Origin of the sequence: Wylensekiella montiformis (assembly GCF_009697385.1) — a bacterium.
In the GTDB taxonomy this organism is placed as follows: domain Bacteria; phylum Bacillota; class Negativicutes; order Selenomonadales; family Selenomonadaceae; genus Selenomonas_A; species Selenomonas_A montiformis.
The window spans coordinates 136,017-160,280 of the sequence record NZ_VUNL01000004.1 but is presented as its reverse complement, the minus strand read 5'-3'; the positions used below and the strand labels follow the sequence as shown (position 1 = coordinate 160,280).

20 protein-coding genes are annotated in these 24,264 nt (G+C 55.6%); 16 read left to right on the top strand and 4 right to left on the bottom strand.

Annotated elements, in window-relative coordinates:
- Nucleotides 1–2 precede the first annotated feature (2 nt).
- The 5 genes from FYJ78_RS04980 (at nt 3) to FYJ78_RS04960 (ending at nt 8,339) form a co-directional block, all read left to right on the top strand.
- Complete coding sequence (locus tag FYJ78_RS04980) at nt 3–698, top strand: Crp/Fnr family transcriptional regulator (RefSeq protein WP_154620304.1); 696 nt, start codon at nt 3–5, stop codon at nt 696–698.
- A 569-nt stretch (nt 699–1,267) separates the two neighbouring features.
- Nucleotides 1,268–3,925: a glycosyl hydrolase gene (locus tag FYJ78_RS04975; protein ID WP_154620303.1), complete on the top strand. Its 2,658-nt coding sequence runs from the start codon at nt 1,268–1,270 to the stop codon at nt 3,923–3,925.
- A 302-nt stretch (nt 3,926–4,227) separates the two neighbouring features.
- Complete coding sequence (locus tag FYJ78_RS04970; protein WP_154620302.1) at nt 4,228–5,925, top strand: methyl-accepting chemotaxis protein; 1,698 nt, start codon at nt 4,228–4,230, stop codon at nt 5,923–5,925.
- Nucleotides 5,926–5,936: 11 nt separating this feature from the next.
- On the top strand, nt 5,937–6,959 hold the full coding sequence (locus tag FYJ78_RS04965; RefSeq protein WP_154620301.1) for a substrate-binding domain-containing protein: 1,023 nt from the start codon (nt 5,937–5,939) through the stop codon (nt 6,957–6,959).
- A gap of 30 nt (nt 6,960–6,989) precedes the next feature.
- The gene (locus FYJ78_RS04960; protein WP_154620300.1) at nt 6,990–8,339 is read left to right on the top strand and encodes a glycoside hydrolase family 26 protein; all 1,350 of its coding nucleotides are present in this window, start codon (nt 6,990–6,992) and stop codon (nt 8,337–8,339) included.
- A 174-nt stretch (nt 8,340–8,513) separates the two neighbouring features.
- Here FYJ78_RS04960 and FYJ78_RS04955 read toward each other — a convergent pair whose 3' ends face one another.
- The 3 genes from FYJ78_RS04955 to FYJ78_RS04945 all read right to left on the bottom strand — a co-directional run bounded on the left by FYJ78_RS04955 (nt 8,514) and on the right by FYJ78_RS04945 (nt 10,728).
- The gene (locus FYJ78_RS04955) at nt 8,514–8,669 is read right to left on the bottom strand and encodes a hypothetical protein (RefSeq protein WP_154620299.1); all 156 of its coding nucleotides are present in this window, start codon (nt 8,667–8,669) and stop codon (nt 8,514–8,516) included.
- 130 nt (nt 8,670–8,799) lie between these two features.
- Nucleotides 8,800–9,093 (bottom strand): hypothetical protein, encoded by a 294-nt coding sequence (locus FYJ78_RS04950; protein ID WP_154620298.1) that lies wholly within the window; start codon nt 9,091–9,093, stop codon nt 8,800–8,802.
- Between the two features lie 105 nt (nt 9,094–9,198).
- Nucleotides 9,199–10,728: an S-layer homology domain-containing protein gene (locus FYJ78_RS04945; RefSeq protein ID WP_154620297.1), complete on the bottom strand. Its 1,530-nt coding sequence runs from the start codon at nt 10,726–10,728 to the stop codon at nt 9,199–9,201.
- A gap of 377 nt (nt 10,729–11,105) precedes the next feature.
- Between FYJ78_RS04945 and FYJ78_RS04940 the strand changes: the two genes are divergently transcribed.
- The 8 genes from FYJ78_RS04940 to FYJ78_RS04905 all read left to right on the top strand — a co-directional run bounded on the left by FYJ78_RS04940 (nt 11,106) and on the right by FYJ78_RS04905 (nt 20,399).
- A complete protein-coding gene (locus tag FYJ78_RS04940) occupies nt 11,106–11,417 on the top strand; it encodes a PTS sugar transporter subunit IIB (protein ID WP_154620296.1) in 312 nt (103 codons plus the stop codon).
- 102 nt (nt 11,418–11,519) lie between these two features.
- Nucleotides 11,520–12,854 carry a PTS sugar transporter subunit IIC gene (locus FYJ78_RS04935; RefSeq protein WP_154620295.1) on the top strand — a complete coding sequence of 445 codons (1,335 nt, stop codon included), beginning with the start codon at nt 11,520–11,522 and terminating at the stop codon, nt 12,852–12,854.
- A 59-nt stretch (nt 12,855–12,913) separates the two neighbouring features.
- A complete protein-coding gene (locus FYJ78_RS04930; RefSeq protein WP_154620294.1) occupies nt 12,914–13,237 on the top strand; it encodes a PTS lactose/cellobiose transporter subunit IIA in 324 nt (107 codons plus the stop codon).
- A 7-nt stretch (nt 13,238–13,244) separates the two neighbouring features.
- On the top strand, nt 13,245–14,642 hold the full coding sequence (locus FYJ78_RS04925) for a glycoside hydrolase family 1 protein (protein ID WP_154620293.1): 1,398 nt from the start codon (nt 13,245–13,247) through the stop codon (nt 14,640–14,642).
- A gap of 14 nt (nt 14,643–14,656) precedes the next feature.
- Nucleotides 14,657–15,367 carry a GntR family transcriptional regulator gene (locus tag FYJ78_RS04920; protein ID WP_154620292.1) on the top strand — a complete coding sequence of 237 codons (711 nt, stop codon included), beginning with the start codon at nt 14,657–14,659 and terminating at the stop codon, nt 15,365–15,367.
- A 149-nt stretch (nt 15,368–15,516) separates the two neighbouring features.
- On the top strand, nt 15,517–18,174 hold the full coding sequence (locus tag FYJ78_RS04915) for a glycosyl hydrolase (RefSeq protein WP_235899867.1): 2,658 nt from the start codon (nt 15,517–15,519) through the stop codon (nt 18,172–18,174).
- A 109-nt stretch (nt 18,175–18,283) separates the two neighbouring features.
- On the top strand, nt 18,284–18,994 hold the full coding sequence (locus tag FYJ78_RS04910; protein WP_154620290.1) for a GntR family transcriptional regulator: 711 nt from the start codon (nt 18,284–18,286) through the stop codon (nt 18,992–18,994).
- Nucleotides 18,995–19,196: 202 nt separating this feature from the next.
- Complete coding sequence (locus FYJ78_RS04905; RefSeq protein ID WP_235899856.1) at nt 19,197–20,399, top strand: MFS transporter; 1,203 nt, start codon at nt 19,197–19,199, stop codon at nt 20,397–20,399.
- Between the two features lie 99 nt (nt 20,400–20,498).
- On the opposite strand, the gene FYJ78_RS04900 is transcribed toward FYJ78_RS04905, so the two are convergent.
- Nucleotides 20,499–20,720 (bottom strand): hypothetical protein, encoded by a 222-nt coding sequence (locus FYJ78_RS04900; protein ID WP_154620376.1) that lies wholly within the window; start codon nt 20,718–20,720, stop codon nt 20,499–20,501.
- Between the two features lie 284 nt (nt 20,721–21,004).
- On the opposite strand from FYJ78_RS04900, the gene mqnE reads away from it, so the two are divergent.
- The 3 genes from mqnE to mqnC are packed head-to-tail and all read left to right on the top strand — an operon-like array spanning nt 21,005 to nt 24,264.
- On the top strand, nt 21,005–22,105 hold the full coding sequence (mqnE, locus tag FYJ78_RS04895) for an aminofutalosine synthase MqnE (protein WP_154620289.1): 1,101 nt from the start codon (nt 21,005–21,007) through the stop codon (nt 22,103–22,105).
- A 9-nt stretch (nt 22,106–22,114) separates the two neighbouring features.
- Nucleotides 22,115–23,245 (top strand): radical SAM protein, encoded by a 1,131-nt coding sequence (locus FYJ78_RS04890; protein ID WP_154620288.1) that lies wholly within the window; start codon nt 22,115–22,117, stop codon nt 23,243–23,245.
- Nucleotides 23,236–24,264 carry a cyclic dehypoxanthinyl futalosine synthase gene (gene mqnC, locus FYJ78_RS04885; RefSeq protein WP_154620287.1) on the top strand — a complete coding sequence of 343 codons (1,029 nt, stop codon included), beginning with the start codon at nt 23,236–23,238 and terminating at the stop codon, nt 24,262–24,264. Before FYJ78_RS04890 ends, mqnC begins: the two co-directional genes overlap by 10 nt.

Genomic DNA, 24,264 nt, shown 5'->3' with positions numbered 1-24,264 from the left:
CGATGGATAAGGAACGTGCGAATCTGGTAAATATCCTGCAGCACTGCTCGCTGGCTGCGGGCATGGATGAGGATATGGTCGGCGAGCTGCTGGATTCCAGTCAGGTGCGGCAGAGGAAGTACGAGAAGGGCAGCATTATTTTTCATGATGGCGAAACGCCGCACTCGCTTTATATCCTGCTGTCCGGCGAGGTACATATTCTCAAGGACACCTTTTCGGGAAGGCAGATCTTCCTTTCGGCGATCGATGAGCCGGGCGACATGTTCGGCGAAGTCTACGAGGTGCTGAAACAGCCGTACGATATGTATGTGCAGGCCGCCAAAACGACGCAGATTCTGGAACTGTCCTCCCGTCTGTTCTCGCTGGACGCGGGCGGGAAGATCACGCGCAGCGCCTTGATGGTTCAGCGGAATCTCATGCGCATCTTTGCCCGCAAGGCCTATTTTATGCACAATAAGATCAAGGTCATGGCCAGCGGCTCTCTGCGGGAGAAAATTGTGCGCTTCCTGTTTCAGAACATGGATCGGTCCGCGGAGACGAAGCTGCCGTTCAGCCGGGAGTTTCTGGCCGCTTATCTGGCCGTGACGCGTCCCTCGCTGTCCCGTGAACTGAGCGCCATGCAGCGGGACGGCATCCTGCGCGTAGAGGGGCGGACGATTCAGGTAACCGACCGGGATCGATTTGAGGAATACCTCTGAGGCAGGCGGTTGCAGGCAATCGAATAAAATGAAACCAAAAATCAGGGGGGAGTTTTAGACTCCCCCCCCTGATTTTTGGTTGAATCAAGACACGAAAAAAGGACATGTTGTGGAGACATGTCCTTTTTTCTGAGAGAATTAGAGATTTAGGAATCGAATGTATGTAAATTCTTCTGGGGAAGAAGAATTTACATTGTGTGATCAGATCGTTCCTGATTACAGTTCATAGTATACGGGACGAAGTTTAAAATACCATAGAGATAGGATTATATGTTGATTAAGTTAACTATTAGAAAAGGGAAGAGACCCTGACACGGGGAGAATCAGGGCCTGTAAAGGGAAGTATGCTAAGCAATCCTAGTAAACAAGGGATCAGGTGCTTAGGTGTAAGGGAGAGTATAAAACCCTCATCGATTTGTATTATAGCATAAGTCCGGTGGCAGGTCAATAAAAGACATAACAAAATATAAAATAAAATATTATTAATTTTGTATTGAATATACGGATAATTCGACCTATAATGAATATAGCATGAGAAGAAAAAAGAAATGCAGAAAGAAGGGCTATAGATGAACAAAAAGTTACTTCAGCGGGTGATTCCGATGACGTTGTCGCTGTCGCTGTTGCTGCCGGCGGCAGGCGTCATTGAGGCTGGTGCGGCGCAGCCGGCGGTTCGCCAGACCTGGGAGTTTGCTCAGGGGGCGCAGGATTGGGGCTATGTGGGGAAATGGGCCTACAAGGGAAAGCCAGCAGTACAGTACGATAAATCCGTAGGAAAGGGCGCGATCCGGGTTGATGTGGATTTCAGCCCGACCGCGGATAAGGACTGGAGCGAGGTTAAGCTGGGCGATGCGGCAGTGACCAAAGAAAAGCCGATGGCGCTCAAGGGGTATAACCGGCTGAGCTATGACTTATACTATCAGCCGGCGCAACTGAGCAAGGGAACGCTGAAGACGAAGGTGTACATGAAGGATGAAGGCGGTCATGAGGTTCAGTCGTTTCTTGAGATCGAGCGGGCTGGAGCTGTGGACGCCGGTGACGGGCTGAAAAAGGTTCATGTGAGCGTACCGTTTGATCCGGCGGATATTCAGGCGTCGCTGCTGAACCTGAGTCTGGTCGGCAGCAGTACGGATTACAAGGGCCCGCTCTATGTGGATAACATTTGTCTGGATTTTGACGACGGTTATGTGGTTCGTACCGTTTGGCCGGTGAAGCAGGAAAAGGTAAAGGAAAAGGCGCTGAAGATCCCGTCTGTCGTGCAGCTCACCGATCCGGCAGCCATAGATAACGCCGCGAAGCTTTATGCGTATATGAAAGCGATGGCCGATACGGACTATGTGCTTTATGGACATATGAATGATCTGTTGATGCATGCCGGGCCGGGGGATTCCGATACATACGGCCTTGTCCGGGATTATCCGGCGGTTATGCCGATCGATGCGATGACGCTCGCCGGGAGCAATACCGAATATCAGAATCATGAGCCGGCGCCCGGCGCACTGCCGGCTGTCACGGGAAAGGCTGCGATTCAGCGCGCGGTGGAGCTTTCGGTTCGTGTGCACCGGAAGGGCGCTATTGTGAGCCTTTCCGCGCACATGCCAAATTTTGCCCAGGTGGCGGAAAAGGGAAAGACGGCGGACGGCTATGATTACAGCGGCTTTACGTCGGTGGTCACGGCAGGCGATGTCGTGCGCCGCGTCATGCCGGGCGGCGATCTGAATGAGGTGTTCACCGGCTATCTGGATAAAATCGCCGATTACGGACTGGCGCTGCAGAAACAGGGGATCCCCGTGCTGTTCCGCCCGTACCATGAAAACAACGGAAGCTGGTTCTGGTGGGGCGCGGCACATTGTTCCGCGAGCGAGTTTAAAAATCTTTTCCGCTATACGGAAGAATATCTGCGCGATGTGCGCGGCGTCCACAACTTCCTGTATGTTTACTCGCCGAACGGGCCGTTTGTCGATGAGGATGATTATATGACCCGTTATCCAGGCGATGCCTTCGTCGATATTCCCGGCTTCGATATGTATCAGGAAAAGCCGCAGAAAAAGGACGGATGGATGGATTCGTTCAGTCAGAACATGGATATTGTGCAGTCGTTTGCCGAACATCACAATAAGCTGACGACAGTTCCCGAAGCAGGAATCCTCTGCGGAAAGGATACGCTGGGGCGGACCGGCGCCCAGCGCAAAGACTGGTTCCTGGAGGCGCTGGATGTGCTCTCCCGGCATAAGATGTCGTATTTTTCGACCTGGTCGAATTTCAATGCCGATGTATTCGATCAGCCCTATATGGTGGACAAGAAGCGCGGTCACGAGATGGCCGATGGCTTTACGCGGTTCTACAACGATCCGCGTTCGGTTTTTGCCGGTCAGATGATCGACTATACGAAATGGAAAGTGAGCGGCGCCCCGGTGCAGAAGGCGTATGCGTATATCCTGACGCCAAGTTCCAATTCGCGTGTCTGCGAGCCGGCTGAGATTCGGGCCAAAGCGGCCGGAACGTACAAGGAAATCCGGTTTGCTCTGCGCGGCGCAAAAGGCGAACTCGTGGCAGAACTTCCGGCGCAGAACGTTTCGCCCGGAATCTATCAGGCTGCGATCACAAAAGATTTGCTGAATCGCATAGGACAGACGGTCGGCACGGTGGAGGTTCTGCAGGACGGCAGGCCGGCGGACCGGCTGAAGGTCTTTTTCAATATGCCGTTCGTCAAAGCGCCGGCAGAGGAAGTCGATACCTTCGAAAGCTATTACGGGGACAATGAAATGCTCAAGGGGGCGTATTCCACAAACTGCGGCCCGGGCTGCAGCATCATGCCGGCGCTGACGGTGAAGCCGGACGAGCGTCAGGGCGAGGGCCATGGACTGGACTTCCACTACAAGCTGGTGAAGGGTGGCTGGGCCGGTGTCATCAAAAGCATGGGTGCGGATTGGTCATCTTATGATGCCGTGCAGTTCTGGCTGAAGCCGGACGGCAGGGGGCAGCGTTTCCTGATCCAGATCAACACAGACGGTGAGGATTTCGAGGTCAACCTTACCGATCTTGCCGGGACAACGGCGCCGCAGCTTGTGACGATTCCGTTCAGCCGGTTCCAGGGCAAGAACGGCGGCCAGTTCAATCCGGCGCACATCCAGCATGTCGCGTTCTATTGCAATACCATCGGTGAGGATCCCGTGGATTCTCATTTCTACATCGATAATGTCAAAGCCGTGAACAGTGCGCGCTGATCCGGCGCTGAGGGCTGCTGCCGGGCGATTCCCGGCGCAGTCCTTTCTTTGTGCGGAGAATGGGGAAAGGCGGAGAAATCCCGTTGGATTGTCCGCCTGTTTGGCCTCTCTTGTGTTTCCTGATGGATTTCATGAGAAAGAAATTAAAAACAGATAAAATATGCAGGAAATCATGAAAAGAAATTGAAATGGTATCTTAAATGATATATCATGTTATACAAAAGATATGTATACAAGAAGAAAAGGAAAAGGAAGGGCCGCAGCGGGGCAGCTGGGAAGGATGAGAAAGGAGTGTCAGCAGAATGGATAAGTTGACAATTCGGCAGAAACTGTATCTGATTTTCGGGATACTGATTTTGTTTTTTGTGGGGAACGGGGTGTATTCCGCCTATAGTCTGAGTCAGGTCAATGATACGACGATGCGCATTGCCACCGGACATTTGCAGGGGATTCTGACGGTAGCCGACAGTCACAGCGCGCTGGCGTCTTACCGGCAGGGGGAATATGCTGCGGTGACGGCGACGACGGTGCCGGAGCGCGTCCGTGCGATCCTGGAGACGAAGAAGATCGGGGATCAGATGGATATCAAATTGGATGCGATTGAGCCGAGTATGTCCGGCGATGCCGCCGATACGTTCCGGACGCTTCGTGAGGAATGGGCGCAGTACCGCAGGGAAACGGAGGAAGTGATCGCGCTGGCCCGCACGCATCAGCGCGATGCGGCGATCAGCCGCCTGCAGAAAAACGCAGGCGCTTATCATTCGATCGATACAAAGCTGAGTACCCTGATGGATAATCGCAAGGATTTCATCCATCGTGAGAATGTGAACGCCGCGGCGGAGTATCAGCGGACGAAGTATCTGCTGATGGGCTCCATCCTGTTCGTGCTGCTCCTTTCTCTTGGTATGGCCCGTTATCTGGCCGGATCGATCGGTTCGTCCGTCGGCTATCTGATGGAGGTTTCCCGTGAGGTCGCACAGGGCAATCTCCGGGTCGAGGTAGAGCCGAAGACGCAGGATGAGATCGGTCAGCTTACTGCGGCTTACCGCGATACGGTGGAGAATCTTCACGGGCTGATCAAAAATATCAAGACGACGGCAGAGCAGGTGTCGAGCTTTGCCGCCCAGCTGACGGAAAATGCCAATCAATCCGCGCAGGCGACGCAGCAGGTCGCTGTGTCGATTGGCAATGTGGCGGCTTCAACCAGCCAGCAGGGCGATTCGGTCAGCGAATCGACACGCAGCATCCGGACTATGGCCGAGGATCTGAACGGATTTGCCGATAAGGCGAAGGCTTCATCGACGGCGGCGCATCATGTCGAAACGATCGCTGTTGACGGCAAGAAGTCGATCGACGGCGCGGTCGCGCAGATGGGACAGATTGCGGATTCGGTCAATGAATCCGCGGCGGTCATTGAGAAGCTGGCCCGCCGTTCGAAGGAGATCGGCCAGATCAGCGATACGATTTCCGGCATTGCTGATCAGACGAATCTTTTGGCGCTCAATGCCGCCATCGAAGCAGCGCGCGCCGGTGACGCAGGGCGCGGGTTCTCCGTGGTCGCGGAGGAAGTGCGCAAGCTCGCGGAGGAATCCGGCAATGCCGCTTCGCAGATCGCCGCGCTGATTGCCAGCATCCAGCAGGACACTGATCAGGCTGTGGCCCGCATGAAGCAGGGAACGAAGGATGTGAAGAGCGGCAGTGCCGTTATGACGGAGGCCGGACAGGCCTTTGAGAAAATCAACGAGGCGGTTGTTTCGCTGACGCAGCATTCGGAGGATATTCTGAACGCGGCGCATGCTTCGGTGGAAAAAGCGGATCAGATGGTTGCCGTTATGGAAGGGATCAATGCGTCCGGCAAGGATGTCGCAGCGGAAACGGAGTCCGTGTCGGCTGCGACGGAAGAACAGTCTGCTTCGATGGACGAGGTCGCGGAGGCCAGCCGCAAACTTGCCGATCTGGCCGGCAACCTGCAGCAGTCCACGGCACAGTTTCAGATTTGAGGAGGGGGACGATGATGAAGAGAGCATGGGGGATTCTTGCGGCATGTCTGCTTATCCTGACGATGTCGCTGATGGCGGCAGGCTGCGGCGGTGCGGATCATGAGGCGAAGCGGGTCGATCTGATCTTCTCGCACAGTCCGGAGCGCTGGCAGAATGGTGCAAAGAGTATGGAAGAAGAGCTCAGCCGGCAGGGATATGCCGTCAAGCTGCAGATTTTCAGCAATGAAGAGGAACAGAAGGCTGCCATGAAGCAGGCGATTGACGGGAAGTCCTCCTGTATCGTTCTGGCCGGCGGCAACGATAAGGCGATCGGCGATGAGCTGAAAGAAGCCAAAGAGGCGAAGATTCCCATCATCGCTTACGATTCGCTCGTCCAGAATACGGATGCGCTGTCTTATTATGTGACGTTTGACAATGAGGGCGTCGGGGCGAGCATGGGGCGGTATATCGAGGAGAAATTCAATCTGCAGTCCGGCGCCGGCCCGTTCACGATCGAGTTCCTGTCGGGCAGCGAGCACGACAGCAACGCACGCCTCATGCACGACGGAACCTACGCGGTGCTGAAACCATATATCGACAAGGGACAGCTGATCGTGGCATCGGGACGGACCTCTTTCGAGGATACGGCCATCAAGGACTGGGATACGAAAAATGCCGCGTCGCACATGCAGGAGATCGTTGCGAAATATTACACGGGCCGCAGCCTGGATATTGTCGTAGCGGCATCGGACGGCATCGCCTATGGCGTTATCGACGGGCTGAAAGGGTATTCGGGCAGATGGCCCTTCATCACCGGCCAGGACGCGGATCAGAAGGCACTGGAATACGTCCGGAATGGTCGCATGGGCTTTACCATCAAAAAAGATTCGGACACCTTAAACTATAAATGCCTGAGGATGATAAAAGCGGTCGTCGAGGGGTCGCAGCCGGATATCAACGATGTTCGTACTTATAACAACGGCGTCATCACCGTACCGGCGTATCTTTGCATCCCGCAGATTATCGACCGGGGGAACCTCGACGAGGCACAGTAACCGGAGGACAGAGAAAAGGAGAGACGATATATGTATCGGAACTGGAAGAGTATGAGAAAGCGGGCGGCAGGAGCAGGCCTCCTGCTCGCACTGGCCGGCGGAGTCCTGCCGCTGGCGGGCGGAGCCGGCCAGCCGGTCTGTCTGGCCGCTGCAGCAAAACCGGATAAGGACGGCTATGTGGCCCGGACCGAGGCGATCCAGCCGCAGAAGCCGGTGGATCTGAGCCAGCTCAAAGCCGTGGACGTGGAGACGGCTGACCCGCAGGCGACGCCGCGCACGAAAGCGCTGGCCCGTTATCTGCGCGGGATTGCGGATTCCGGCATGATTCTGTATGGACATCAGAATGACATGAGCCGCAAGGTCGCCAAAAACATCCCGACCGATTCGGATACCTATGACATAACCGGCGACTATCCAGCCATCATCGGGATGGACGGGCTGGCGCTGACGGGCAATGAGCTGGAGCTTACGGAAGGCGAAAGAAAGGCCGGAGTGACGCTTCCCGCGAAGCTGGCCCAAATCGCCCGTCGCGCGGACCGCCATGGAGCGATCGTGACGATGTCCTGTCACATGCCGAACTTTGACCGGGTGGCCAAACGGCCGAAGATCGACGGAAGCTATGACTACCGCGGCTACTCGCCGAATGTCACAGACGGCGACGTGGTGCGCCGGATCCTGCCGGGCGGAGATCTGAATCCGGTGTTCACCGGCTACCTTGATCTGATCGTTGACTTTGACCGCCGCCTGCAGGAGGACGATATTCCGCTGCTGTTCCGGCCGTTCCATGAGAATACTGGCAGCTGGTTCTGGTGGGGCGCCGGCCACTGCACTCCGCAGCAGTTCCGGCAGCTTTTCCAGTACACCGAAGAGTATCTGCAGGGCAAGGGCCTGCACAACATACTCTACGTCTATTCGCCGGGCGGCGGAGAGACGAAATCCGAGGGAGACTACGGTCTGACCTATCCGGGCAACCGGGCCGTAGACATCTGTGGCCTGGACATGTATCACCGGGACCCGGAGCGCGGCGACGGCTTCCTGCAGGATGAGATGGATCCCGCACTGGCCATTGTCGAGCGGTTTGCCAAAGCCCATCACAAGACCGCCGCGCTCACGGAGGGAGGCATTCTCTGCGGGAACAGCGCACTGGCCAAAAAGCATAACAAGGATAAAGACTGGTTCCGTGAGGTTATGCCCTTCCTGATTAAGCATCATATGGCCTGGTTTATGACCTGGTCGAATTTCGACGAGACGAACTTTGACCAGCCGTACATGGTGGATGCCGCACGCGGTCATGAAATGGTCAATGAATTCATCGCGTTCTACAATGAACCCGCGTCCATTTTTGCCAGTCAGAATCCGGACTACCGAAACTTTCATTAAATTCCAGAAAAGAATGAGAGGAAAAGGAGACGTCCTTTGCGGCGTCTCCTTTTCGGTGTGTATGTAAATATTGGGGAAAGCGAGGGAATGAGCTGTCAGGGCGGCATCTGCGATAATCTGTTTTGTTTTCGTCATTGTCTTTCCTTTCGTTTGTCGAAGTAATATGGGATGGGACTAGAATTTTGTCGTGAATTTCAGATAGGCTGTGTAATGGCCGGTCTTTTCCAGCGGAGCGCCCTTCCTGAGGTTGGCGTCATCCGGATTGGTATGCGCCCAGTAGCGCGGCAGCGACAGCTTGGTGTGGTCGCTTGGAGCATAGTCGAGACTCATTCCCCAACCATTGAACCCCGCGCGGTGATGTAATCATCCCAGTCCGTATAGCCGTCATCCATGAATAAAAAAGCCTTCCCCCTGGGGGGAAGGTGGGTGAGCGAAGCGAACCCGGATGAGGGGCCCTGCATCAGGACAGTGTAGTACCTTGCCCGCTGGCTGCGGCAGTGGGGACGCAGGCGAGATAGAGGAAGAGGACATAGTTCAGCACCGGACAGAAGGTCAGGAGGCAGAAGAGAATTTTAGCGGTGCGGGGTAGCCCGATGTTTTCCGCGCGGCGGCAGACGATATAGAGCAGGAACAGGATCAGCGGGATGGACAGGCCGATCCGCAGAGCGACGGGGAAATCAGCGGGCAGATAGTGAAAACCAATCCCTGCGGCGAGAAGCGGCAGCAGCCGCAGGATGAAAGCGCGACGTGACATAGAGATTCCCTCCCTGAGAAAAAACAGGAAAGGGGAGCCGCAAGGCGGCTCCCTTTTCCCTTTGCAGAGTAAAAAGTATATATGAGAGTTTAAGGAGAAACAAGATTAGAAGTTCCAGCCAATGGAAGTGAAGACCTTGGAACGCTTTTCGTTGTTGTAGGTGATAGACTTACCATTGAAATATTTGAGCGTGTACTGGCAATTCTTCATGATGTTGTAGAACATACCGACTTCCCAGCCCTTCTGGCCTTCGTCGGCGCCATCGCCGAAATTCGACTTGATCAGGGCATCCGGCCCGAGGTAGCGGTAGCCGAGGTAGGCACCGAAAAGGTGCTTGCGGTTAGCCGGGATCCACGGATTGCCGCGGAACTGCAACTCGACGTTCCAGGCATCATTGTGTCCGCCCTGATTGCCGCGCGCATACATGAGCTCGAGGTTCAGGTTGCGCACGAGCTTGTAGTTGAGCAGGCCGGCGCCGATGTGGAGCCAGTCATGATCGTAAGCAGCGGAACGGAACCCGTAGTAACCGAGGCTGCCGTTGACCTTCTTGTTGAAGGTGTAGTCAAAGACGGCGCCCATGATGTCCTTGCGCGTATTGATGAACTGCCAGGTGTTCGGGTCCGTATTGTTGTCGGCACCCCAGCTCGATTTGTCGAAATCAGGATTCCAATCAATTTTCTTCGTTACACTGCCTTTGCGGACAAAGTCGCTGTATGGATTTCCGTAATGTGAATTGGAGTGGCTGCCGTCGCTATTGGTTTCCCAAGTGTTATCATTGGTTACGTCGCCGCGCACGGCCATATCCCAGTCTTTGACATCGAGGCGGCCGCCGAAGATATGCGTCGCGTAGTTCTTGCCCCAGTGCTCGGCCGAGGCGCCCTTGACATTGGCATCGTTGACGAAGCCGTTCATCGTCCAGGGCTGGAAGTCGCCAAGTTTGAGGTACTGGCCGGTCTTGCCGAGATTGCCCTCGACCCAGATTTTGTCGAGGCGGTTCTCATTCGAGCGGGAATTGCCGCCATTCCAAGTGTCAGGGAGGTCGCGCTCATCGTTGAAACCAGCGCCCTTGTCTCCGCCTGTGCCGTCGGAGCCCCATTTCGTCACGATGGAGCCGTTGACCTTCCAGTCCGTACCCGGCACTTTGGCGGAGAGATTGAGGTCGAATTCTTTCTCGTACCATGGGCCGCCGGAAGGATCGCGTACCATTTTGCCGGTAGCATTTTTCTTGTAGGTCTGGTATTTCTTCTGATATTTCTGCATGAAGCTGCCGCTCCACTTTACATTATCCGAGTTCTTTTCCAGATTGGCGACACGAACGCCGAGGTTATTGAGTTCATCACCGAACTCTGCGGCCAGCTTGTCGATGAGCGCCTTGTCTCCGCTGCCGACGTTCTGCTTGGCCATGGCTTTGGCGACCATCTGGGCCATTTCATAGCGCGTGATGTTCTTGCTGCCGTTGAAGGTGCTGTCGCCATATCCCTCGATGACGCCGTCCTTGGCCAGCTGCGATACCGCATCGTATGCCCAGTGGTCAGCCGGAACATCCGAGAACGGATTCGCGGCGGCGAAGCAGGAGCTGGCTGATCCTACGACCAGCGCGGAAACGGCTGCAGCGATCAAGTGTTTTTTCTTCATCATTCTTCCCCCTAAAGTTTGATTCTTCTATGCGATAAGAATCAATAACGAATTCTTACCGAGCAATTTATTGCTTACTATGAGTATATAATAACGAATTGTTTTTGTCAATAAAGAATATAACTTTTAAATTTAAAAAATATTCACTGAAACGCGGCACTTTAATAAGAATCCAACACAAATACGACCATTATCCGGGCATTATATGGAAGAAAAGAAAACATGGGGATGCGATAAGTCTTCTTTTTTCAGAGCTGAAGGAAAAAAACGCGCCAAATATGTCATATCTTTTTATTGACAAAGTAAGAACCAGGAAATATAATAGGAATCACAAAGAAGGAATACAAAGGAATTCGAGAGTGCAGGAGGAGTTTATCATGACGAACATTTATCTTGTGTGCAATGCCGGTATGTCTACGTCGATTCTGGTCAAGAAGATGCAGGAGGCTGCGGCGAAGAAGAATCTGGCGGATGTGCATATCGAGGCGTTCTCAGTGGAGGTTCTGGATGAGCGTATCGATACCGCGGACTGCGTACTGCTCGGACCGCAGATTCGCCATATGCTCGGCGATGTGAAGAAGGTCGTCGGCGGCAAGTGCCCGGTCGATGTGATCGATATGCGCGACTATGGCATGATCCGCGGCGATAAGGTCCTCGATAAGGCGCTCAAGATGATTGAAGCTGCCTGATTACCTTATGGGTAAGCCGGACGGGGGCGGTGAATGGACTTGCCGTTTCCGTCCGTTACTATATCTGCCGTATTTCATTATCATTGGGGAGGGAATCATAGAATGGGTTCTTTTGTTTCAACATTTGAACGAATCATGATGCCGGTTGCCGGAAAGATTTCCAGCAATAAGTACCTGCTGGCCATGCGAGACGCGTTCTCCATGCTGCTGCCGTTCATCATCGTGGGTTCGTTCTTCGGTATCATCGAATGGGTTGTCCTGGATCCATGGGGGACGATTATGGGCGAAAATGGTCTGAACCTTGGGAAAAGTCTGTCTGGTGGACTGACGGGCGATGCCTACAAGGTTTCCAGCTTCGTTGGTACGATGCAGGCGCTGCAGGGCCTTTGCAATAATGTCGTTACCGTCGGTTTCGGCTGCTTCTCGTTCCTGCTGGTCGCCGCGTTTTCCTATCGTCTCGGCGGTATCTGGGGCGGCGATAAGTTCTCGACGGCATTGACGTCGGTCGGCGCATTTATCATCATCACGCCGCAGCAGATCATCGGCAAGGCCGGGGATAAGATGGGCGCGTTCAGCCTCGATTATTTCGGCAATAAGGGCGTCCTGACGGCGATCATTGTCGCGACGGTCGCGGCTTGGATCTTTGTCAAGCTGTCGAAGAATGAGAAGATCCGCATTAAGATGCCAGAAACCGTTCCGCCGGCTGTTTCGCAGTCGTTTGCGGTGCTCGTTCCGGTCCTCATCACGCTGAGCGTTTTCACGGTGTTTGCTTCGATCCTGTCGCAGGCGCAGTTCCTCGGCAAAAGCGCGCTGAACGATCTGATTTATGCGATCATTCAGGCTCCGCTCATGGGTTTCTCGCAGGGCATCGGCTTCTCGCTGCTCTACCAGTTCATCGTCTGGTTCTTTTGGTGGTTCGGCATTCATGGGCATAATGTTACCGCGGCGATTCAGAACATGGTTTATATGCCGGCGCAGCTGGCCAATCAGGCCGGAGATGCTTCCTATATCTTCTCCAACGGCTTTTTCGAGGCCGGACTCATGCACGTCATGGGCCTTGTCATTGCGATTTTCCTCTTCTCGAAGAAGGACAGCTGGCGCGCTGTCGCGAAGCTGGGCGCTCCGGCCATGCTTTTCAATATTCAGGAGCCGATAGCTTTCGGTCTGCCGATCGTACTGAATCCGATTCTGCTGATTCCGTATATTCTGGCGCCGCTGGCGAATACGGTAGTCGGCTGGCTGGCTGTTTCTGCCGGACTGGTTCCGATCTTTAAATATGTCGTTCCGTGGACGATGCCGCTTTTCTTTGGCGGTACGATTGGCACGGGGTCGATTGCCGGCGGTCTGCTGCAGGTGGTGTGGCTGGCCATGGATGTCTTTATCTACGCGCCGTTTGTCATCGCGGCAAACAAGATCAAGGATGAGGAAGAGGAGTAATATCCGGCGTCAGCCGGAGGCAGAGTAATGGAGTAAATACAGAGTAAGGAGAAATTATAATGGATGAAAAAACAGTCGAGCAGTCGATGCAGCTGATTCTGCATTCCGGAACGGGCCGTTCTATGGCCATTGAGGCCGTGCGCGATCTGATGAAGGATAATGACGTGGAGGCTGCCAAAAAGAAGATCGAAGAGGCCGGCAAGGAGATCGGCGAGGCGCATGATATTCAGACGGCGATGATGTCGGCGGAATGTGACGGCCAGCCGGTGGAGAAGTCCATCCTTCTGATTCACGCGCAGGATCATTTCATGACGGCGCTGGCTGTCCGCGATATGGCGCAGCTTATGGTCGGGATGTATGACAATCTGAAAAATGGGAAGTGAGGAAGAGATGGCGGTTCAGTATCGGTTTAAAGAGGATTTCTGGTGGGGCGCAGCGACGTCCGGCCCGCAGTCCGAGGGGCGCTTTCATAAAGCGCACCGCAGCGTGTTTGATTATTGGTATGATACGGAGCCGGAAGCTTTTTTTCAGGGGGTAGGCCCCAATACGGCTTCCAACTTCTATAACGATTATAAGCAGGATATCGCGAAGATGAAGGAGATCGGGTTAAACTCGGTCCGCACTTCGATCCAGTGGACCCGCCTCATGAAGGACTTTGAGGAGGGGACGACGGATGAGGACGGCGTCCGCTTTTACAATGCGGTCATCGACGAGTTCCTGCGTCAGGGCATCCGCCCGATTATCAACCTTCATCATTTTGATCTGCCGGTCGAGCTGTATCAGAAATACGGCGGCTGGGAGTCGAAGAAGGTCGTCGATCTCTTTGTCCTGTTTGCCCAAAAGTGCTTCGAGCTGTTCGGTGACCGCGTCAAAGACTGGGTGACGTTCAATGAGCCGATGGTCGTCGTCGAGGGAGAATATCTCTATCAGTTCCATTACCCGAAGCTGGTGGACGGCCGCAAGGCGTGTCAGGTCCTGTATAATCTGAATCTGGCTTCCGCCAAGGCGATCCGCGCCTTTCATGAATCCCGCTGTGCGGCGGAGGGCGGACGCATCGGCATTGTGCTGAACCTCACGCCGGCTTATCCGCGCTCGGAGGATTCGGCGGATCGGGCTGCCGCTGCCTTTGCGGAGGATTTCAAGAACAATTCGTTCTTGTATCCTGCCGTCAAGGGTTTCTTCCCGGAGACGATCGTCGAGACGTTGCGTCAGGACGGCGTGCTCTGGTCTTCGACGCCGGAGGAGTTGAAGATCATCGCGGAGAATACGATCGATTTCCTCGGGGTTAATTATTATCAGCCCTTCCGCGCCAAAGCGAAGGAGGAGCCTTTCGATGAAAGCCATGGCTGGCTGCCGGAGAAGCATTTCGATGTCTATGAGATGCCGGGCCGCCGCATGAATCCTTACCGGGGCTGGGAGATTTATCCGAAAGCCATCTACGACATCGCGATCAATGTCCGCGATAATCTGGGGAATATTCCCTGGTATATTTCGGAGAATGGCATGGGCGTAGAAGGCGAGGAGAAGTATCGCAACGCGCAGGGGTATATCGAGGACGATTACCGGATCGATTTCTTTAAGGAGCATCTGTCCTGGCTGCACAAGGGAATCGAGGAAGGCTCGAACTGCTTCGGCTTCCATGCCTGGACGCCGATTGACTGCTGGTCCTGGATGAATGCGTATAAGAACCGTTACGGGTTTATTGCGCTGGATCTTGCGACGCAGGAAAAGACGATCAAGAAATCCGGCTACTGGATTCGCGAGGTGGCCCGGAATCACGGGTTTTGACGGGGTCCGGCGTCATGGTGAAGTATAAAAAAATCGCTCAGGATCTGCGTCATGAGATTCTGAGCGGAGATTATACGCCGGGACAGCAGCTTGAGCTGGAGAAAGATATGTGCGGCCGTTACGGCGTCAGCCGCATCACGGTGCGCAGGGCGGTGGATGAACTGGTTCATCAGGGACTGGTGGTCAAGCGCCGCGGCGCCGGGACTTTCGTCAAGTCGCTTAAGGACGAGGATGTGAAGGAGCTCGGCATGGCTCATCAGTTTTCCGGCTTTGCGGCGGCTTTTGCGGGGCATGAGGTCACGTCGGAGATCCTGCGCTTCGATATTATTCATCCGCAGCGGGAAATCGCGGCCAAGCTGCAGATCAGCCCGGACAGCTTTGTCTATGACATTGCCCGCGTTCGTTCTGTGGACGGATGTCCGGTCGTCGTCGAGTATACGCAGATGCCGATCGGGCTGATCCCCGGGATTCAGCGCTCTGTGCTGGAGTCATCCATTTACCGTTATATCGAACAGGAACTGAAGCTCCATATTCAGTCCGCTCACCGCAAGGTGCGGGCTGTCATGCCGGCGGCGGAAGAAAAGCAGGAACTCCGGATTACCGGGGATCTGCCGCTGCTGGAGATCACTCAGGTTGCCTTTCTGGATGACGGCCGTCCGTTTGAGTATTCGATCTCCCGTCATCGGGGGGACTGGAATTCCTTCCGGTCGGTCAGCATCCGTTAAAAAAGATTCTGACATGGTTTTAGCGAAAAGGCGTGTTTCTGACGCGGAAGGACAACTACAGGCTGCCGCGGCAGGAATCGGCCGCGGCAGCCTTTTCGTATTTTGTGCGGACGGGGGAATCCGCTTTGGGGAGGAGAACAAACGTGAATATGCAGCTTTTGAAAAAAATCGTACCGCTGACCTTATCGGCCGGCATGGTGCTTTCTGTTCCGGCGCTGCTTCCGCAGGCTGTGCCGGCTTCGCTTTCGGCGCAGGCTATGGCGGCGTCCAAGGGCGTGAGCTGGAGTTTCAGCAAGGATTTGGACGGCTGGAAATACGGCGGAAAATGGGCGTATAAGGGCAAGCCGGCGGTCGCCTGGTCCAAGGATTTCGGCGGGACAATCCGTCTGGATCTGGACTATAGCCCGACGGCGGATCAGAGCTGGTCCGAGGTTAAGCTGGAATACGGCAAGGCGGCGGAGAAGCCGGTCAGTCTGGCCGGCTGCAATGTGCTGACGTATGATCTGTATTTTAACCCGAAGGCCATGACGGCCGGTTCCTTTAAGACGAAGGTCTATGCGAAGGATACGGCGGGCAAGGAGGTCATCAATGCCGCGCCGGATATTGATCTGAGCAAGGCGAAGGATGCAGGAAACGGCATGAAGGTCGTTTCGGTGCAGGTGCAGTTCCAGCCGGTCAGGAATGCCGTCAATTATCTGATGTTCAGCATCGTCGGCTCGAATACGGACTACAAGGGCGCGATGTATGTCGGCAAGGTTTCGGCGCATTATGTGAAGCTGCCGGACGGCTATGTCAGCAAGACCGCCAAGGTATCCCGGCAGCAGCAGGTACCTTTGTCCGAGCTGCAGATTCCCGCACAGGTGAAGCTCGTTGACGGCAAGGCCTCGGAGCGCACGGCGCAGGTCTATGCGTACATGCAGGGGATTGCGGATTCCAAATACCTGCTGTACGGCCATCAGAATGAGCTGCACAAGAAGGTCAGTACGCTGCCGGGCCGTTCCGATACGTATGATATCGTCGGGGACGATGCAGCGGTCATTGGCGTGGACGGGCTGGCGCTGACCGGTGACGAACTGGATCTTACGGATGCGGAAAAGGCCGCGGGCATGACTTACGCGCAGAAGCTGGCCGGCATCATCATCCCTGCCGGACAACGCGGCGCGATCATCACGATGTCCTGCCATATGCCGAATTTCGATGTGGTGTCGAAGAAGCCGAAGATTAACGGGCAGTATGATTACAGCACGTATTCGCCGAATGTTACATCGGGCGATGTGGTCCGGCGCATCCTGCCGGGCGGGGATCTCAATCCGGTTTTCAACGGGTATCTCGACAAGGTGGCGGATTTTGCCGGACGGCTGCAGGCGGCCAATGTGCCGATCGTTTTCCGTCCGTTCCATGAAAATAACGGCAGCTGGTTCTGGTGGGGCGCGGCGTTCTGTACGTCCAGCGAATACAAGAATCTGTTCCGCTATACCGTGGAGTATCTGCGCGATCAGAAGGGGCTGCATAACCTGATTTATGCTTATTCGCCGAACGGTCCTTTCGCCAGCACGGAAGATTATGCGTCCCGTTATCCGGGCGACGGATTTGTGGATATTGCCGGCTTTGATATTTATCACCGCGATCCTGCTAAGGGCGACGACTGGATGCAGGGCTTCGACGATACGATGAAGGTGGTTCAGCAGTTTGCGGAGGAGCATCATAAACTGGCGGCGGTAACAGAGACGGGCATCCTCGTCGGCAACAAGGGCGGCGCGCTGGCCAGAACGGGCAATCAGCGTCCGGACTGGTTCAATGAGGCGCTTCATACGATCGCACCGCATAAGATGGCTTATTTTATGACATGGTCGAACTTCAGCGAGGATAATTTCGATCAGCCGTATCTCGTCACGCCGAAACGCGGTCATGAAATGGTCAACCAGTTCATTCAGTTCTATAATCAGCCGGAATCCGTATTCGCCGGACAGATCAGCGATGTCTCGAAACTCAAGGTCGCGGCAGAACCTGCCATGGCCAGGGACGGATACCTGACGGCGCCGGATGCCATGACGCGCATTCTGACTCCGGTCACGATGAAGGCGAAGCTGACCGGACCGGTGAGCAAGGTGCAGTTCCTGCTGCACCGCAAGGACGGCACAACAGCGGCCGCGATCCCCGCTTCGCCGGGCAAGGGAGGTCTGGCTGAGGCCCTGCTGCCGGAAGATTCGCTGTCCCTGCTCGGCGCGGCGGTCGGCAGTGTGGCGCTGGAAGTGGACGGACAGGTGACGGATCAGGTCCCGGTATTGTACAATATGCCGGCTCTGGCGCCGAATCCCGCTGTGGTTGATACGTTTGAACATTATTATGGGGATAACGGTTTGCTCAAGGGCGCCTATTCCACCAACTGCGGCTCCGGCTGCAGCATCGATCCCTCGCTGAGCGCGACGCACAGTGAAGGCGAGACCGGACTGCGCTATCACTACAAGCTGACGAAGGGCGGCTATGCCGGCATCATCAAGAGCCTGAAAGGCGTGGACTGGTCCCTTTATCAGGGGGTTCAGTTCTGGATTACGCCGGATGGAAAAGGTCAGAAACTCATCTGCCAGCTCAACAGCGGCGGCGAGGATTTTGAAGTGGATCTGACCAAGGTTGCCTCCGGAACGGCCCCGCAGCTTGTGACGATTCCGTTCAGCCAGTTCAAGGGCAAAAACGGCGGCAGGCTGGATACGGCAGCCATTCAGCATTTCGCGCTCTACTGCAATGCGGTTGGCGATGCTCCGGTGGATTCGTCTTTCTACTTTGACGACATTCGCGCGGTAAAATAATCATTTTTTAATAGAAATGTTCGTATATCCTTTTGTATAATAAGCTCGTTCAGTATATAATAGAATAGGACAGAATAAAATGAGTGTATATAGAGGAGATACGAAGGTTATGTTGAAATATGAGGCGATTGCCAATCGCTTGCGCGAGGATATTCAGCAGGGGAAATATGAGCCGGGCCAGCAGCTGGCGCTGGAAAAAGAGATGTGCCGGGAGTTCGGCGTGAGCCGCATTACGATCAAGCGGGCGGTTGACGAGCTGGTCAAGCAGGGTCTTGTAGTCAAGCGCCGCGGATCGGGAACCTTCGTCAAGACGATGGAAAATGAGGATGTCCGGGAACTCAGCATGGCGAATCAGTTTTCCGGTTTTGCCGCGACCTTTGCGGGGCATGAGGTCAAAACGCGGGTGTTGCGCTTCGATATCGGTCACCCTTCGGAGCAGGTGGCGGAGAAGCTGCAGCTCAGCACGGAGGATTTTGTTTATCGGATCGAACGCGTGCGCATTCTGGACGGTCAGCCGATCGTCATCGAGTATACGCAAATGCCGATTCAGCTGATCCCCGGCATCCGTCAGCAGGTGTTGGAGACATCCATCTATCGTTATATCGAGCAGGATCTCGGGCTTCATATCCAGTCGGCGCACCGCTCCGTGCGGGCGGATATGCCGACGGACCGGGAGCGTGAGGAGCTGCAGATCGAGGGAACGCTGCCGATTCTGGAGGTTTCGCAGGTCGCGTTTCTCGATGACGGCCGTCCGTTTGAGTATTCGGTCAGCCGCCACCGCGGCGACAAGAGCAATTTCCGTTCGGTGAGCGTACGGTAAAGGTAAAGAAAGGGCTGTGCATGCGCTTTGATGCGTCCATGCACAGCCCTTTTGCCGTATTTTTGTGTGCGGCCTCTTTGGGGGGCTGCGGGAAAGAAAAGGAGTGCTTGACAATTCCCAGCGGAGGTCGTAGGATAGAACTACTTTTTCGCGGCTCATGCGGGCCGGGAAAGCGGATGAATGATGTAGTGTTTTGCTGTTTTTGAGAGGAGCGAGTTTCTTGCCGTCGATTCCCTTGAAGTATGTTCTGCCGCTGATGGGCCTTACCCTGTCGGCGTTTGTCTTTAATACCTCCGAGTTCATGCCGATCGGACTGCTGACGGATATTGCGCAGTCGTTTGCCATGACGCCGGCGGAGGCGGGCGTCATGATTACCGTGTATGCCTGGATGGTGGGCCTGCTGTCCCTGCCGCTCATGCTGATCGCCTGCCGCATGGATCTCAGGCGTTTGCTGCTGCTCACGCTGGCGCTGTTTACCATCGGTCAGGCGGGGGCAGGGCTTGCCGCGAGTTTTCCGGCGCTGCTGGCAGCGCGCATTGCCGTTGCCTGTGCTCATTCGGTCTTTTGGTCGATCGCAGCGCCGCTGGCGACGCGGCTCGTGACGCGGGAGCATCAGCCGTTCGCGCTCTCGCTTGTCGCGGCGGGGTCTTCGGTGGCGATGGTCTTTGGCCTGCCGCTCGGGCGGGTGGTCGGGCTTGCTTTGGGCTGGCGCACGACCTTCTTTTGCATTGCGGCCATTTCCTTTCTCACGCTCGTCTATCTTTGCCGCGTGTTTCCGCCGCTGCCGCAGGGGGAGCGTTTTTCGCCTGCACAGCTGCCGTCTCTTGTGCGCCAGCCGCTGATTGCCGGGATCTTCCTTTTGTCGCTGCTTTATGCGACGGCGTATTTCACGGCGTACAGCTATATTGAGCCGTTTCTTTCGACGACCGCTCATTTTGCGCCGTCCCTGATCACGGTGACGCTTATGGTGCTTGGCGTGATGGGGTTCTGCGGCAGCTTTCTTTTCTCGCATTGCTACGGGCGCTGCCGGTTTGGCGTGCTGCGCGCAGGACTGGCCGGACTTATGGCGTCGCTGGCGCTGCTTCTGCCGGCGTCCGCGTCGCTGCCGCTGACGTTTCTGACCTGCATGGTGCTCGGCACGATTTCGACGTGCTTCAATCTGGCTATGCAGGCAGAGATTATCCGCCATACGACGCGTGCATCGTCTCCCGTCGCGATGGCGATTTTCTCCGGCATTTTCAATGTCGGCATCGGCAGTGGCACCTTTCTTGGCGGGCGGGCATCGGCGGCGGGACTGCTCGCGTACGTCGGCTTTTTTGGCGCAGCCATCGCAGCTGCCGCCGCCGTGTATCTCTGTCTGGTCTATATCCCGCAGGCGAAGAAGCGGGAGCGCGACGGGGCCTGAGCCTTGCCCGCGACAAAAAGCCGCAGATCCGGTCGGGAAGTCCGGGCTGCGGCTTTTGTGAATTGTGAGGATTGGGACATTTGGGAAGAAGGGACGGGATCAGGTGTTTTTGCCGATAATGTAACCGGCGACGGCACCGACGATTGCCGCGGTGTTGCGGTCGCCTTCGGAGTAAGTTTTCGGATGCCAGCGGTGATGCCGGTTGGCGAGCTGGGTGATCTCATAGTCGCCGCCATGGCGGTGCGGGCTTGCTTCGGAAACCGTCGCGCCGAAGAGTCCCAGACTGAGGAAGCTGGCAAGGGCGATCGCTGTCGTTTTCATGGTTTTTGTTTGGAATATGATGGTCATCTCCTTTTTCCGGTTCCTGATCCGGCCGCAGCTGGGTCAGGGTCATTTCGCTGGTTCTATCCATAGAATGCTATGTTTCGTTGAAGTCTTTCCTGACTACGTTTCACAGTATAGCGGTTTATTTTTAAAAATCGCAGTGGGGGCTGTTAAAAGTTGATTAAGTTAACTATGGACATGTCTGAAAGAATAAATCATCGCAAAGAAACGGGATCGATGGTATAATCTATGAATATGTATATTATGAGCAGGGAGGAACTATGGTGTCAGCATCGGAATCCTACAGGGATATCGAAGAAAAGATTCGGCGCGGAGAGCGTCTGAGCCGTGAGGACGGCGTGCGGCTGTTTCATTGCCGGGACCTTGCCTGGCTCGGCGCGATGGCCGATGAGGTGCGCCGGAAGAAATGCGGCGATGCCGTGTATTATAATGTAAATTGTCATGTCAATCTGACGAATATCTGTACGTCGCATTGCAAGTTTTGCGCGTTCGGACGCGATGCGGGAGATCGGGGCGCTTATGCCATGAGCCGGGAACAGGCGATTGACGTTGTCCGCGACGCCATGAAGGACCCGAATCTGGCCGGTCTTCATGTCGTGAGCGGTCTTCATCCGGACTGGTCGTTCGAGCATTATCTCGGGCTGGTACGGGCGCTCCATGAGACCTTTCCAACGCTTTATATCAAGGGCTTCACCGGCGTGGAAATCACGCATTTCGCACAGATTTCCGGTTTGTCCGTGGAGGAGGTGCTGATCCGGCTGCGCGATGAAGGCGGCCTGCAGGCGATTGCCGGCGGAGGGGCGGAGATCCTGTCGGACCGTGTGCGTGGCTTGCTTTGCCCGAACAAGGCGACGGCGGATCAGTGGCTGGACGTCGCCCGCACGGCGCATCGCCTTGGGATCCGGTCGAATGCGAGCATGCTTTACGGCCATATCGAAACGGTGGAGGAGCGTGTGGATCATCTGCTGCGGCTGCGGGCGCTGCAGGATGAGACCGGAGGGTTTCAGACCTTTATCTGTTTCCCGTTTTTGCCGAAGAACACCGAGCTGGGGCATGAGGTCGGACAGACAAGCATGTGGGATGATCTGCGCACGATGGCGATTTCCCGCCTGATGCTGGATAATTTCCGCAACATCAAGGCGTACTGGGTCATGCTGACCGTGCCGGTGGCGCAGGTCGCATTGGGATTCGGCGCCAATGATATTGATGGGACGGTGCATAAAGAGACGATTCTGCATGATGCCGGAGCAACCAGTCCAACCGCGCTTTCCGAGGATCGGATCATCCGGGTGATCCGGGAAGCGGGCCGCGTTCCCGTGGCCTGTGACTGCAATTTTCATCCGATCCGGCGAATTGAATAGGAGGAGCTTATGACGACAATTGCTGCAGCGCGCGCGAAGGCTGAGACGGGGGAGCGCCTCTCGCTGGCGGACGCTATGACGCTGTATCAGGAGAATGATTTATTGTTTCTGGCGGCCTGCGCGCGCCGGATGAAGGAGAAAAAGAGCGGGCGGAAGGTCTTTTATACGGTGAACCGGCATATCAACCTCACCAATATCTGCCGTTCGCACTGTCCGCTCTGCGCCTTTCAGGTCGGGCAGGACGATCCGCGCGGCTTTGTGCTGGAAGCGGAGGATATTGACCGCATCACGGCGGAAGCGCGGACGGTAAAAAATCTGTCGGAGGTGCATATTGTCTCCGCGCTGCATCCGGACAAGCCGTTTTCGTATTATCTCGATGTGGTGCGCCGCGTGAAGGCCGCGCTGCCGCAGGTGGATGTCAAAGCGTTTACACCGGTGGAGATCGTGAATTTCGCCCGGCAGACAGGGAAAAGCATCCGGGAAATACTGGAGCTTCTCCGGAAGGCGGGGCTTGACAGTCTGCCGGGCGGCGGCGCAGAAATCCTTTCCGACCGCGTGCGCCGGATCATCTGTCCGAACAAAGCGACGGCGGCCGAGTGGATTGAGACGATGAAGACGGCGCATCGGCTCGGGATCCGGACCAACGCATCCATTTTGTACGGTCATGTGGAAACGGTGGAAGAACGCCTGCAGCACCTGATTACCTTGCGGGATATTCAGGATGAAACGCATGGATTTCAGGCGTTCATGCTGTTCCCGTTTCATCCGGCTCATACGGAACTGGGGCAGACGTATCATCTGCAGCGCGTTGGTTCCTGGGAGGACCTGAAGATGATGGCTTTGTCGCGTCTGATCCTTGATAATTTTGATCATGTCAAAGCCTTCTGGGTCATGCTGACGATGCCGGTGGCACAGCTGGCGCTCGGCTTCGGCGCGGATGATCTGGACGGGACGATCGGCGAGGAAAAGATCATTCATGCCGCCGGTGCGAAAACAGGGAGGGGAATCACGCGGACCATGCTTCGGCGCATCATCTGCGAGGCCGGGTTCGAGCCGGTGGAGCGTGATACCTTTTATCAGGCAATCGGCGGGCAGCCGGCAGAGCAAACGGAGGAGAAGGAGGCGGTTCGATGCGACTGACTGCACAGGAAGGCGAGCGGCTTCTGCTGCATGGCGATCCGGTCGAGCTCGGCCGTCAGGCCGATGCGGTGCGGCGCCGCCGGTTCGGCGATACGGTTACGTTTATCATCGACCGGAATATCAATTATACCAACGTCTGTGAGAATGAGTGCCGGTTCTGCGCGTTTTTCCGCCGCAAGGGACAGAAGGATGCGTATCTGCTTTCCGAAAAAGAGATCCTGCAGAAGGTCCGCGAGACGGTGGAGGCCGGCGGGACGCAGGTCATGATACAGGGCGGGCTTCATCCGGATCTGGGGCTGGATTATTATGAACGGATGCTGCGCAGCATTCGCCGTGCGTTTCCGTCGATTACGATTCATTCCTTTACGGCGACGGAGATCCAGTATTTTGCCCGTCGGGCGGGGCTGAGCATAATGGATACGCTCGAGCGCCTGCAGGATGCCGGCCTTGCGAGTCTGCCGGGCGGCGGCGCGGAAATTCTTGTCGATGATGTGCGCCGCCGCGTGAGTCCGAAAAAGATCATGACAGAGGATTGGCTGCATGTGATGGAATGCGCTCATTCCATCGGTATGAAAAGCACGGCGACCATGGTCATTGGGCTGGGGGAGACGATGAGCCAGCGCATCGAGCATATGGAACGGATTCGCCGCCTTCAGGACAAGACGGGCGGATTTCGGGCGTTTATCACCTGGACGTATCAGCCGGGCCATACCGAAATGGGCGGAGAGAAGACGAGCAGCTGGGATTATATGAAAACGCTGGCGATGACGCGCCTGTACATGGATAATATCGATCATATTCAGGGGTCATGGGTTACGCAGGGGGAGCGCATCGGCCAGCTGACGCTGGGCTTCGGCGCCGATGATCTCGGCAGTGTTATGCTGGAAGAAAACGTCGTGCGGGCAGCCGGGACAAGTCATGCAATGAATGTCCGGAAAATGACGGAGCTGATCCGCGAAGCGGGGAGAAAACCGGCGCAGCGCGATACCAGATACCATATTATCCGCCGGTTTGACTGA

Bases quoted from the DNA above. Each gene is read 5' to 3' on its own strand.
- FYJ78_RS04965 (WP_154620301.1), top strand. From the start codon at position 5,937: ATGATGAAGAGAGCATGGGGGATTCTTGCGGCATGTCTGCTTATCCTG.
- FYJ78_RS04960 (WP_154620300.1), top strand. From the start codon at position 6,990: ATGTATCGGAACTGGAAGAGTATGAGAAAGCGGGCGGCAGGAGCAGGC.
- FYJ78_RS04930 (WP_154620294.1), top strand. From the start codon at position 12,914: ATGGATGAAAAAACAGTCGAGCAGTCGATGCAGCTGATTCTGCATTCC.
- FYJ78_RS04935 (WP_154620295.1), top strand. From the start codon at position 11,520: ATGGGTTCTTTTGTTTCAACATTTGAACGAATCATGATGCCGGTTGCC.
- FYJ78_RS04975 (WP_154620303.1), top strand. From the start codon at position 1,268: ATGAACAAAAAGTTACTTCAGCGGGTGATTCCGATGACGTTGTCGCTG.
- FYJ78_RS04980 (WP_154620304.1), top strand. From the start codon at position 3: ATGGATAAGGAACGTGCGAATCTGGTAAATATCCTGCAGCACTGCTCG.
- FYJ78_RS04950 (WP_154620298.1), bottom strand. From the start codon at position 9,093: ATGTCACGTCGCGCTTTCATCCTGCGGCTGCTGCCGCTTCTCGCCGCA.
- FYJ78_RS04890 (WP_154620288.1), top strand. From the start codon at position 22,115: ATGACGACAATTGCTGCAGCGCGCGCGAAGGCTGAGACGGGGGAGCGC.
- FYJ78_RS04920 (WP_154620292.1), top strand. From the start codon at position 14,657: ATGGTGAAGTATAAAAAAATCGCTCAGGATCTGCGTCATGAGATTCTG.
- FYJ78_RS04915 (WP_235899867.1), top strand. From the start codon at position 15,517: ATGCAGCTTTTGAAAAAAATCGTACCGCTGACCTTATCGGCCGGCATG.
- mqnE (WP_154620289.1), top strand. From the start codon at position 21,005: ATGGTGTCAGCATCGGAATCCTACAGGGATATCGAAGAAAAGATTCGG.
- FYJ78_RS04910 (WP_154620290.1), top strand. From the start codon at position 18,284: ATGTTGAAATATGAGGCGATTGCCAATCGCTTGCGCGAGGATATTCAG.
- mqnC (WP_154620287.1), top strand. From the start codon at position 23,236: ATGCGACTGACTGCACAGGAAGGCGAGCGGCTTCTGCTGCATGGCGAT.
- FYJ78_RS04955 (WP_154620299.1), bottom strand. From the start codon at position 8,669: ATGAGTCTCGACTATGCTCCAAGCGACCACACCAAGCTGTCGCTGCCG.
- FYJ78_RS04900 (WP_154620376.1), bottom strand. From the start codon at position 20,720: ATGAAAACGACAGCGATCGCCCTTGCCAGCTTCCTCAGTCTGGGACTC.
- FYJ78_RS04945 (WP_154620297.1), bottom strand. From the start codon at position 10,728: ATGAAGAAAAAACACTTGATCGCTGCAGCCGTTTCCGCGCTGGTCGTA.
- FYJ78_RS04925 (WP_154620293.1), top strand. From the start codon at position 13,245: ATGGCGGTTCAGTATCGGTTTAAAGAGGATTTCTGGTGGGGCGCAGCG.
- FYJ78_RS04970 (WP_154620302.1), top strand. From the start codon at position 4,228: ATGGATAAGTTGACAATTCGGCAGAAACTGTATCTGATTTTCGGGATA.
- FYJ78_RS04940 (WP_154620296.1), top strand. From the start codon at position 11,106: ATGACGAACATTTATCTTGTGTGCAATGCCGGTATGTCTACGTCGATT.